This window comes from Flavobacterium sp. (assembly GCF_040382755.1).
Lineage (GTDB): Bacteria > Bacteroidota > Bacteroidia > Flavobacteriales > Flavobacteriaceae > Flavobacterium.
Map to the genome: position 1 here is coordinate 1 of NZ_JBEIET010000065.1, position 10999 is coordinate 10999.

At 30.7% G+C, this 10999-nt stretch carries 9 protein-coding genes and 1 tRNA gene; 4 read left to right on the plus strand and 6 right to left on the minus strand.

The window, feature by feature from the left end:
* Positions 1 to 83 (minus strand): GIY-YIG nuclease family protein (locus ABWO04_RS07220; RefSeq protein WP_353078672.1); only part of this gene is annotated, 83 nt, incomplete at its 3' end.
* A gap of 45 nt (positions 84 to 128) precedes the next feature.
* Positions 129 to 203: transfer RNA gene (locus ABWO04_RS07225), tRNA-Pro, on the minus strand.
* 42 nt (positions 204 to 245) lie between these two features.
* On the opposite strand from ABWO04_RS07225, the gene ABWO04_RS07230 reads away from it, so the two are divergent.
* Together ABWO04_RS07230 and ABWO04_RS07235 are read left to right on the plus strand one after the other, a co-directional pair.
* Positions 246 to 731, plus strand: coding sequence for a hypothetical protein (locus ABWO04_RS07230; protein WP_353078661.1), 486 nt, complete (start codon positions 246 to 248; stop codon positions 729 to 731).
* 2 nt (positions 732 to 733) lie between these two features.
* Positions 734 to 1027: a DciA family protein gene (locus ABWO04_RS07235; RefSeq protein ID WP_353078662.1), complete on the plus strand. Its 294-nt coding sequence runs from the start codon at positions 734 to 736 to the stop codon at positions 1025 to 1027.
* Between the two features lie 128 nt (positions 1028 to 1155).
* Here the strand turns inward: ABWO04_RS07235 and ABWO04_RS07240 are convergent, their stop codons facing one another.
* The 3 genes from ABWO04_RS07240 to ABWO04_RS07250 all read right to left on the minus strand — a co-directional run bounded on the left by ABWO04_RS07240 (position 1156) and on the right by ABWO04_RS07250 (position 6621).
* Positions 1156 to 1575: a nucleoside-diphosphate kinase gene (locus ABWO04_RS07240; protein ID WP_291241299.1), complete on the minus strand. Its 420-nt coding sequence runs from the start codon at positions 1573 to 1575 to the stop codon at positions 1156 to 1158.
* Between the two features lie 72 nt (positions 1576 to 1647).
* Entirely contained in the window at positions 1648 to 3228 is a 1581-nt protein-coding gene (gene bshC, locus ABWO04_RS07245) for a bacillithiol biosynthesis cysteine-adding enzyme BshC (protein ID WP_353078664.1), read from the minus strand.
* Positions 3229 to 3267: 39 nt separating this feature from the next.
* Positions 3268 to 6621: a T9SS type B sorting domain-containing protein gene (locus ABWO04_RS07250; RefSeq protein WP_353078666.1), complete on the minus strand. Its 3354-nt coding sequence runs from the start codon at positions 6619 to 6621 to the stop codon at positions 3268 to 3270.
* Positions 6622 to 6697: 76 nt separating this feature from the next.
* Between ABWO04_RS07250 and ABWO04_RS07255 the strand changes: the two genes are divergently transcribed.
* Positions 6698 to 8902 (plus strand): B12-binding domain-containing radical SAM protein, encoded by a 2205-nt coding sequence (locus tag ABWO04_RS07255; RefSeq protein ID WP_353078668.1) that lies wholly within the window; start codon positions 6698 to 6700, stop codon positions 8900 to 8902.
* Here the strand turns inward: ABWO04_RS07255 and mtaB are convergent.
* The gene (gene mtaB / locus ABWO04_RS07260; RefSeq protein WP_353078670.1) at positions 8899 to 10227 is read right to left on the minus strand and encodes a tRNA (N(6)-L-threonylcarbamoyladenosine(37)-C(2))-methylthiotransferase MtaB; all 1329 of its coding nucleotides are present in this window, start codon (positions 10225 to 10227) and stop codon (positions 8899 to 8901) included. The two genes, ABWO04_RS07255 and mtaB, sit on opposite strands and share 4 nt — an antisense overlap.
* A gap of 359 nt (positions 10228 to 10586) precedes the next feature.
* Between mtaB and ABWO04_RS07265 the strand changes: the two genes are divergently transcribed.
* Positions 10587 to 10841 (plus strand): type B 50S ribosomal protein L31, encoded by a 255-nt coding sequence (locus ABWO04_RS07265; protein ID WP_291241295.1) that lies wholly within the window; start codon positions 10587 to 10589, stop codon positions 10839 to 10841.
* Positions 10842 to 10999 lie beyond the last annotated feature (158 nt).

Sequence of the window (10999 nt, forward strand, 5' to 3'; positions counted from 1 at the left end):
AATAATCGATTTTCAATATCTGAAGTTTGTCCGATGTAGTATTTCGATTTTGAAGTGCTAAATAAAATATAAACGTAAAACATATTGAATTAAATAAAAAACGACCTCAATATTATTGAAGTCGTTTGTCGGGGTGGCAGGATTCGAACCTGCGGCCTCCTGCTCCCAAAGCAGGCGCGATAACCGGGCTACGCTACACCCCGTGAATGCGAGTGCAAATATACTCTTTATATTTAAACTTCAAAATGATTTTCAATTTTTTTATTGGACAAAATAATTTTACATTTACCCAACTTTACATTTTACTTATGAAAAAATATTTTTATGTATTATTACTTCTAATTGGTCTAATTTCTTGTACGTCTAAACCAAGTAAAGAGGCTGTTTTAAAAATAAATGGCTATTGGGAAATTGAAAAGGTTACTTTTCCAGATGGAAATAAAAAAGAATATCAAGTTAATGAATTTATAGATTTTATTTCCATAAAAAATTTAAATGGAACCCGACAAAAAGTAGCGCCGCAACTTGACGGTACTTTTTTAAAAGGCGATTTGCAAGATAAAATTAGTGTTGTTGATAGTTCGGATTCTTATTTTTTGAAGACGAAATCTAATTTTACCAAATGGGAAGAAAAAATCATCTCTGTTTCTGAAGATGAATTAGTTTTGGAAAATGAAGCAAAAATTACCTATTATTACAAAAAATTTGTGCCTTACAGTAAAAGAAAATAAAAATGAAACGATTTAATGACGATTTTTCTATTGGTGATGTAATGAAAGAGTTTATGAAAGCAACGAAGCTGGAAGCGGGTTTGGATGTCATAAATGTTAAAGAAACGTGGTATAAAATGATGGGTCCGGCTTTTAAAAATTACACGCAACAAATTGAATTAAAAAGACAGACTTTATACGTACAATTAAATTCTTCGGTTGTAAAACAAGAATTAGAATACGGAAAATCCAAAATCATAAAAATGCTAAATGAAGAACTTGGAAAAGATTTAATTAAAGAAATTGTGTTTAGGTAGAAAAGGTAAAAGGTATAGGGTTTTAGGTGTAAGGAAAAATATTATTATAAAAAAGGCGAATTGAAATTTCAAGTCGCCTTTTTATATTTATATCAACTGTTCACTAATTACTGAACACTGAACTTTTTTTAGAATTGCTCTCTTCCAGCGAAGTGGAAAGCACTTTCAATAGCTGCATTTTCATCTGAATCTGAACCGTGAACGGCATTTTCTCCAATTGAAGTAGCATATTTTTTACGGATAGTTCCTTCAGCAGCATCAGCAGGGTTTGTAGCACCAATTAAAGCTCTGAAATCTTCTACTGCGTTGTTTTTTTCTAAAATTGCAGCAACAATAGGTCCGCGAGTCATAAATTCTACTAATTCACCAAAGAAAGGTCTTTCTGAGTGAACCGCATAAAATTTCTGAGCATCTGCTACAGTTAATTGCGTTAATTTCATAGAAACGATTTTAAAACCGCCTTCTGTAATCATGTTTAAAATTCCACCGATGTGTCCGTTTTCAACACCATCTGGTTTAATCATTGTAAATGTTCTATTTGTAGCCATTTTTCTTAAATTTTTTGCAAAGGTACTATTTAATTCCAAATTGCAAAACGGTTTTTAAAAATCAAGAACACTTTATATCTTAATTAATTTAAAACAGGCTTCTAATGGATTCGATTGGGAAATGATTTCATTAATAAAAATTTGCGAATAAAACACGCTAAAATTACTTTTTCGTTCTTGCAAACTTCCGTTTGGAAATAATTGATTTTGTATTTCGGTTATGCGTTTTAATTTTTCAAAATGTATTCGTTTTTCTGCTTTTAAAAGTCGTTTTTCTAAATTATCTAGTCCTTTTGTTTGTTTAGCTTCTTGTGCTTTTACAGCGCCGGTAAACGATTTGTCAGTTAGTTCGGCAATTTTTAATAATTCAGAAAACTGTTTATTTAATATTGCTTTTTGTTCAGAAAAATCAATTTTTATATTTGATAATTCTTTAGTTTTTTTATTAATTAATTCTTGATTTGATAGAAATAATTCTTCAAATGAAACGCCTAAATTGGCTAATTTTGACATTAATTTATCTGTTGCAATTACAAACGAATTTCTAAGAATTAATATTGGAAATGTAACCTTTTGAGTTTCAAAATTATTTTTTAATTCTAACCAATACGCTATTTCGCCACCTCCGCCAATGTATGCTAAATTTGGCAATATGACTTCTTGATATAACGGTCTTAAAATCACATTTGGACTAAATTTTTCTGGATAATTTTTTAGCTCGTTTAAAATTTCAGTTTCTGTAAATTGAAATTCTGTATTGTTAACTTTGTAAATATTGTTTTCAAAAATAATTCGTTCACGTAAATTATCTTTAATGTAAAACAAATTGATTTTTCTTGGATTTACTTGAACTGTGTATTCTTTTAATTGTGCAATTGTTTTAGAAACAGCTGCGAAAGAATTTTGATGAAGTAACTCATCTTTAATATATGGTGCGAAAAGGGATTTCAGATTTTTATCATCGCCATCAATAATCACTAAACCTTCCGTTTTAAATAATTCATTGGCTAAATAACGTGTTGCATCAGCTAAATTAGCGTGTTCTAAATAGGTTTTTTTGAATAGATCTTTTAGATATTCCGCTGTTTTACCAAGTCCAATTGCTTTGGAAAATTCTTCAAAAACTTCGTTTAAACCATCGGTTGTTAATCTTCCAACTGGTCCGAAACTTTCTTTATCCCATTTGATTTTTTTATCGTTGAAATGAAAATGATTTATTTCTTCAAAATCGTGATCTTCTGTCGCCATCCAATAAATTGGCACAAAATTATAATCTGAATATTTTTGTTTTAATTGCTTACATAAATTAATTGTGGAAGCAATTTTATAGATAAAATAAGCAGGTCCTGAAAATAAATTTAATTGATGTCCGGTTGTAATGGTAAAGGTTTTCTCAGATTTTAGTAATTCAATATTTGTTTGAGTTGCCTGTGAAATTGGAAAATTTGAATTTTGACTTTTTAACGCTTCTGCTAAAATTAATCGATTTTCTGTGCTATAAATCTTAGTTTTTTCATTTATTTGAGTTCCAAAATTCTCTATTCTGGGAAACTGATGATATAGCGATTGTACTTCTGGTTTTTCATCTAAATAATCTACAATTAGTTTAGAAAAATAACCCGATTTTTGATACGAAATACAATCTGTTGGCATAATTTTTTTTACAAAAATAACTAAAAATCAGTTGTTGTATTATCTTTTTAATGAAAAATGTCCTTTATACACTTTTCCGTTTTCTCTTGTTACTACAAACCAATAATCTGATGAAGTTACATCTTTTTCTAAATATTTCCCGTCCCAACCTATCGAATTTGCATCCATGACTTTTAAAAGTTTTCCATATCTGTCAAATATTTTTATAAATAAATTGGGTTCGTTCTCTGAGAATTTTATTTTCCAAAAGTCGTTATAACCGTCACCATTTGGAGTGAAAAATTTCGGATACATTAATAAATACAATTCTTCGGAAACCAATCCGCAACCATTTTTATCTCTAACAAAAACAATATATTCTCCAGCTTCTAAATTATTAAATACATTACTGTTTTGAAAATCTATACCATTAATCGAATATTCATAATCACCTTGGCTATTGCTCTGCAATAAAACCGTAATAGTATTGTTATTTTCAGTCCAATCCGAACTAATTATTTCTTGAATAGTGGCGATGTTAGAATTTACAACTATAAAGTTTTTAGTTGAAGTACAAGTTGTTACACCATGATTTTCTGATACAATAACTGAATAACTTCCAACTTGTGTAATTGTGATTGTTTGTGTAGTTTCACCAGTTGACCAAGTATACGTGTCATAATTATTACCAGAATTTAGTATGATGTTTTTTCCTTCACACAAGGGTTCAATGTCTTTTACAGGAATAATTGGTTTCGAAACTAATTCAAGTGTTAATGTTACAACCTGGAAACAAGAATTTGGCGAGTCAATTCGAACATAAAATATAGAAGTGCCTAAAGTTAAATTGTAATTGGCAAAATTGTTTATTTGTCCAGTTGAATTCTGATTTAAAGCATCGTTATAATTATTGTAATAGGTAAAAATGTTTCCAGTTGATGAAATTAAATTAGCGTGATAACTTGTTAAGTTACTAATTTCCTGATTGTCATTTAAATTGTCGCAAATAATCTCAGCATAATTTGTTGCATTTAGGGTGTTAATTAAACTAATTGTTACTGCTAAACGATTTACACTTTCACATCCATTACTAGTTTGAGTAGCGTAATAAGTTATGTTGTTTACTAATAATGTAGAATTAGATAACGGTGAAGTGTTTGTTGCAGAAGTATACCAAATAATGTTAGTTCCAGTTACAACAATATCTGCAACTGTTGCATTTGCAGTTGAACAAAAACTTTGATTCGCATTACCAGTAGGAGCAGGTGTATTTTGGATTTGAATAGTAACTGGAACTCGATTACTTTCACAACCATTTATAGTTTGCGAAGCATAATAAGTTGTTCCGTTTACTAATGTTGTTGAGTTTGGTAATAAGTTGCCATTTGTCAGCGCATCATACCATTTTATGTTTTGACCTGTAATGGTAATTGTATTTATTGTTGCGTTTTGTTGAATGCAGAAGGTTTGGGGAGAGTTTGTATTTGGATTGTTTGGTTTTGTTAAAACATTGAAATTTATTTGAGTCTCAACAAAACAATCTTCATTATTTGTATAATAAACTTTAGCATTAATAATATCTCCACCTAAATTTGTATTTGTATATGGATTAGGCAATGGATTTGGAATTAATTGACCATTTGAATGTCTAAATTCAATTGTAATATTTTGTTGATTTCCGACAAGTTGACTATTGATTAAGGATGTATCAAAATTTGTACAAATACCACTTCCTGAAATAGTTTCACATTCACTTATTGGGCTTATGTTGGTTACATTTGGTTTTGTTGAAATTATAATTTCTTTTTCAAAAACTTGACTTTCAGTTCCACAAGTAACAGTTACAGTTACATGGTAATTGCCAGCACTAGTATATTGATGTGAAGTATTATTTGTTCCATTAATAATGTTATTTGATGAAAGTGGATCTCCAAAATTCCATACAATTAAGTCATAATTTCCACTAATATTAAAATTTGTAATTTCGTTTAAACAAGTATTATTAACTATGATTTCATCATAATTTGTATTAGAAGAATTTATGTTATATTTATATAACATTGCATCAGGGTCATTATTACCACTGTTATTATTAATTGTTGCTCCGTTAATTTGTATAGGATCACTTCCAAAAGTAGCTGTTAAATATAAATCATCATTATTGAAAAGCATTGGGCCAGGTAAATCGGTAACATAGTTAGGAAGGTTTTGAACGCCATAAGATTTTAAAATAAATTCGCTACTAAAATCAAGTAAATTCATTTTGAAAAGCACTAATTCTTCAGAATAATTATTTCCATTACCATAAGTTGAGGATGATATAGTTGCATTTGGAAAACTCATATTATTACTAAAACTTGTAAGAATATATAAAAAGTTGTTTTTTTCTACCATTTGAGCTGATTTTCCATATGCAACTGCGCTTGGAAAAGAATTGCCATATGAAGAATTGTTATCAAATCTTTTAATGTTTTCTAAATCTCCACTGTTTGAATTTAATTCAACTAAAGCACTTTGAAATATTCCATTATTATTATTTATGAAGAAGTTGTTACCCAAAATTGTTGTACTTAAATTCATTTTGCCCCACAAATAAAGTTTGTTATTTACATTGTTAAATTTAATTCCTGTTGGAGTATATATGCCAGTATTATTTGGGTTCGTGCTTGTAGATAATGTTTTTGACCAATTTAATACTAATTGAGAATTGAATTTTTCAATTGATGAATATGTAGCATTTGGATTACTTCTTGTTAAATATATATTTCCTTGATTATCAATCTCCGAATATTTGAAAATTTCACTACCATTACCGTGGTTAACGGCATTAATAAAGTTTCCATTAGTGTCATATTTTGCTAGGAAAGCTCTAATTTGATTAATTGGGTTATTAAAGATAACTCCATTGTTAAAATTTAAATTTCCAAAATAATTTCCTGTAACAAAGATTTGATCTTGATAATGAAAAATATTTTGCATATCGTAATCTACATATGGACCAATGTTTTTATTCCAAAGAATATTACCTAAAGAATCTAGTTTATAAAAATTTAAACCATGTGACATTATAAATCCATTGATGTTCCATGGGGCACTTGTATTATTAGTACTTGTTGTGTTGTAAATTATTAAGTAAATGTTTCCCGAATCATCACTTGTTAAAGCTTTAACATCTATATTTAAATTAGTAAAATTTTTCTCCCAAATAATATTACAATTGAAATCGTATTTTATTATTCTTGATGATGTAAATCCATTAGAATCAACTAAAAAAACAAATCCGTCAGGTGTTTTTTCGATGTCAATAGCTGATTCATCTGTCCATCCTCCAATATTTTTAGCGCATTCAAAGCATTGAGAAAACGAAATAACAGATAAAAACAATAAAAAAGTAACAGCTATTTTCCTTACCATAGAATAGATTTTTCAACAAAAATAATCATTTTTCGTCATCTACAATTAATTTTTATCTTTGTAAAAACATTTCACCTTGTCAGACATTCTTTTAATCACGCCACCATTTACCCAATTGAATACGCCTTATCCTGCAACGGCCTATATCAAAGGGTTTCTAAACACGAAAAGTATTTCTGCATTCCAAATGGATTTAGGTATCGAAGTGATATTAGAATTGTTTTCAAAAAAAGGGTTGAGTTCCTTAATCCCTAAAGGTGAAATAGTTCAATTTTCAGAAAATTCGCAACGAATTCATACCCTTTGGGATGATTATGTTACAACAATAGACGCCGTTATTGCTTTTCTTCAAGGAAAAAATCCAACGTTAGCACGACAAATTTGTAGTGGTAATTTTTTACCCGAAGCATCTCGTTTCAATCAGTTAGATGATATGGAATGGGCTTTCGGTTCGATGGGAATGCAAGACAAAGCAAAGCATTTGGCCACTTTGTATTTAGAAGATATTTCGGATTTCATTGTGGAATGTATAGATGAAAATTTCGGATTTAGTCGTTATGCAGAACGATTGGGTAGAAGTGCCAATTCATTCGATGAATTATATGCCGAATTACAAAAAGAAACCACGCATATAGATAAAATTACGCTTCAAATTTTAGAAGAAAGGATTAAGGATGTCCAACCTAAGTTGGTGTTAATTTCTGTACCTTTTCCAGGAAATTTATATAGCGCTTTTAGATGTGCGCAATACATAAAACTCCATTATCCTTCAATAAAAATCGCTATGGGAGGTGGTTTCCCAAACACTGAATTAAGAAGTTTAAAAGACAACAGAGTTTTTGAGTTTTTCGATTTTATTACGCTTGATGATGGCGAATTGCCAGTAGAGCTTTTATATAATTATTGTCATTCTGAACTTGTTTCAGAACCCGAATTTAAACGTACTTTTTTATTGGAAAATAATGAAGTTGTATTTAAAAATAACACTACAAAATCAGATTATAAGCACGCTGATGTGGGAATGCCCGATTACTCGGATTTACATTTAGATAGCTACATTTCTGTAATTGAAATTGCCAATCCTATGCATAGTTTGTGGAGCGATGGTCGTTGGAATAAATTAACGATGGCGCACGGCTGTTATTGGGGAAAATGTACGTTTTGTGATATTTCGTTAGATTATATAAAAATTTATGAACCCATTGCGGCAAAAATTCTTGTTGATAGGATGGAAGTACTAATTGCGCAAACTGGCGAATCAGGTTTTCATTTTGTGGATGAAGCCGCACCGCCAGCATTAATGCGTGAAGTGGCTTTGGAAATTCTTAAACGGAAATTAGTGGTTTCGTGGTGGACAAATATTCGCTTTGAAAAAAGTTTTACGAAAGATTTGTGCATTTTGTTAAAAGCTTCAGGTTGTATTGCGGTTTCTGGTGGATTAGAAGTAGCTTCAGATAGATTATTAGAACTGATTAAAAAAGGGGTAACAGTTGAACAAGTAGCTAAAGTAACGAATTATTTTACCGAAGCTGGAATTATGGTTCACGCGTATTTAATGTACGGTTATCCCACACAAACCATTCAAGAAACTGTGGATAGTTTAGAAATGGTGCGACAGTTGTTTCAAATAGGAAGTATACAATCTGGATTTTGGCATCAATTTGCTATGACAGCTCATTCTCCTGTAGGATTACATCCTGAGGAATTTGGTGTAATTCCGCAACAAAATGGCACGAGCTTTAGCGAACTGGCGAAGCAAATTACTTTTGCAAATAACGACATTCAATTTAAGAATAAAACAGGCATCAATCACGATAAGTTTAGTTTTGGATTGAAAAAATCGCTGTTTAATTATATGCACGGTATTTGTTTCGAGTATGATTTGCAAGATTGGTTTGAATTTAAAATTCCAAAAACAAAAATTGCTCCAGATTTTATAGAAAATGCACTTAATAATTCAGTAGATTTTTCATTAAAACCTACTGCAAAATTAATTTGGATTGGAACAACTCCAGTTGTGGATTATTTTACTAAATCCAAAAAAGGCGCTACTTGGGAAATGGCGAAAATGACGTTTTATTTTAAAACAGATACAATTGAAATTTCTATAGAAAAAGATCAAGCAAATTGGTTACTAAAAACCTTAAAATCAGTTTCAAATCAACCCGTTTTATTAAAAGATATTAAAATGGACTTCGAATCTCAGTTTGAAGATTTTGAACTATTTTGGTTTTCAAAACCAATGAATTTATTACGAAATTCAGGTTTGTTAGTAATTTAAACTGGCACATTCACAAATTCCATTCGTACCAAACCGTCATCGTCAATTTTTGTAAGTGTAATTTCGTGCAAGGTGTTTGCTAATTCTGGGTTCCAAGGCGTTTTTACTTTTACATAGTTTTCAGTAAAACCCGTAATATATCCTTCTTTATTTTCGTTTTCAAATAGTACAGTGCGAGTCGTACCAATTTGACTTTCATAATACGCTCTACGTTTTTTAACAGAAAGGCCGCGTAGCATTTTACTGCGTTTGCTTCTTATATTAGCGGGTACAACACCTGGCATATCTGCGGCTTCCGTATTGTCGCGCTCACTGTATGTAAACACGTGTAAATACGAAATGTTCATTTCATTTAGATAATTGTACGTTTCTAAAAAGTGTTCGTCAGTTTCACCAGGAAATCCTACAATTACATCCACACCAATACACGCGTGTGGCATCACCTCTTTAATCTTATTTACGCGTTCCGTATAAATTTCACGTTGGTAACGGCGCTTCATTTTTCCTAAAATTTCATTGCTACCACTTTGTAGCGGAATATGAAAATGCGGGACAAATGTTCTACTTTTACTTACAAATTCAATGGTTTCGTTTTTTAATAAATTAGGCTCAATGCTTGAAATTCTTAGTCTTTCAATACCCTCAACTTTGTCTAATTCTTGCACTAATTCTAAAAACGTATGTTCGTGTTTTTTGTTGCCAAATTCACCTTTTCCGTAATCGCCAATATTTACACCAGTTAATACAATTTCTTTAATGTTTTGTTCCGAAATTTCTTTGGCATTTTTCAATACATTTTCCAAAGCATCACTTCTCGAAATGCCTCGTGCTAACGGAATCGTACAATACGTACATTTATAATCGCAACCATCTTGCACTTTAAGGAATGCACGCGTTCTGTCACCAATTGAATAACTGCCTACATAAAAATCGGCTTCTTCAATTTCGCAACTGTGCACTTCGCCCATATCGTTTTTGGATAGGTCGTTTATGTAATCGGTGATTTTAAATTTTTCTGTCGCACCTAAAACCAAATCTACACCATCTACTGCGGCTAATTCTTCGGGTTTCAGTTGGGCATAACACCCTACAGCGGCAACAAAAGCTTTGTCGTTTAGTTTCATCGCTTTTTTTACCACTTGTTTAAACTGCTTATCGGCATTTTCTGTTACCGAACACGTGTTAATTACGTAAATATCGGCTACTTCTTCAAAATCCACTCTGTCAAAACCCTCATCATTGAAGTTTCTGGCAATAGTAGAAGTTTCCGAAAAATTCAGTTTACAACCCAGTGTATAAAACGCTACTTTTTTTCTATCAGACATACTTGTTTTCTTAGGGCGTGCCCTTTCAGGTCGTGCTATCCGTTGCAATCTTTTTTAAATGTTGCCTTCGAGTACCTCAGGCAACATTTAAAAAAGGATTTCCACTCCTATCACTCACGCAAATCGGGTACAAAATTACGTAGATTTTTCTTAAGTTATAAATCTTTTAGTATCAGATTTTTAGTTAAAGCGGTTTCAAAATAAAAAATAATGGTATTTTGTTTGCAGTATTGGGTAATAGTATTATATTTGCACCCTGAAATAAAAACATAATTAACAAAAGGTTATAAGGCGTTTACACCTTTTTATTGTAAAAAGCCGCGAAACAAATTATAATCATACATTTAAAGATTTACAAAATGAGAAAAGGAATTCACCCAGAAAACTACAGATTAGTCGCTTTTAAAGATATGTCTAACGATGATGTATTCATCACAAAATCAACTGTTGAAACTAAAGAAACTATCACACACGAAGGTGTTGAGTATCCGGTTTTCAAAATGGAGATTTCAAGAACGTCTCACCCTTTTTACACAGGTAAATCTAAACTTATTGATACTGCAGGTCGTATCGATAAATTCAAAACGAAATATGCTAAATTTGAAAAAAAATAATTTCAAATTTTTAAATAATAATAAACCTCGAATGTATTCGGGGTTTTTTTATTTTTATAAGTCAAATTTCTTTGTAAATTTGAATCGTTAAGTTTCTATTAAACCTTTTAAACTTTTTCAATGAACTATATTCTTTTTGATGGACCTCATCGTAATGC

Bases quoted from the DNA above. Each gene is read 5' to 3' on its own strand.
- ABWO04_RS07265 (WP_291241295.1), top strand. From the start codon at position 10,587: ATGAGAAAAGGAATTCACCCAGAAAACTACAGATTAGTCGCTTTTAAA.
- ABWO04_RS07235 (WP_353078662.1), top strand. From the start codon at position 734: ATGAAACGATTTAATGACGATTTTTCTATTGGTGATGTAATGAAAGAG.
- ABWO04_RS07230 (WP_353078661.1), top strand. From the start codon at position 246: ATGATTTTCAATTTTTTTATTGGACAAAATAATTTTACATTTACCCAA.
- mtaB (WP_353078670.1), bottom strand. From the start codon at position 10,227: ATGTCTGATAGAAAAAAAGTAGCGTTTTATACACTGGGTTGTAAACTG.
- ABWO04_RS07240 (WP_291241299.1), bottom strand. From the start codon at position 1,575: ATGGCTACAAATAGAACATTTACAATGATTAAACCAGATGGTGTTGAA.
- ABWO04_RS07250 (WP_353078666.1), bottom strand. From the start codon at position 6,621: ATGGTAAGGAAAATAGCTGTTACTTTTTTATTGTTTTTATCTGTTATT.
- bshC (WP_353078664.1), bottom strand. From the start codon at position 3,228: ATGCCAACAGATTGTATTTCGTATCAAAAATCGGGTTATTTTTCTAAA.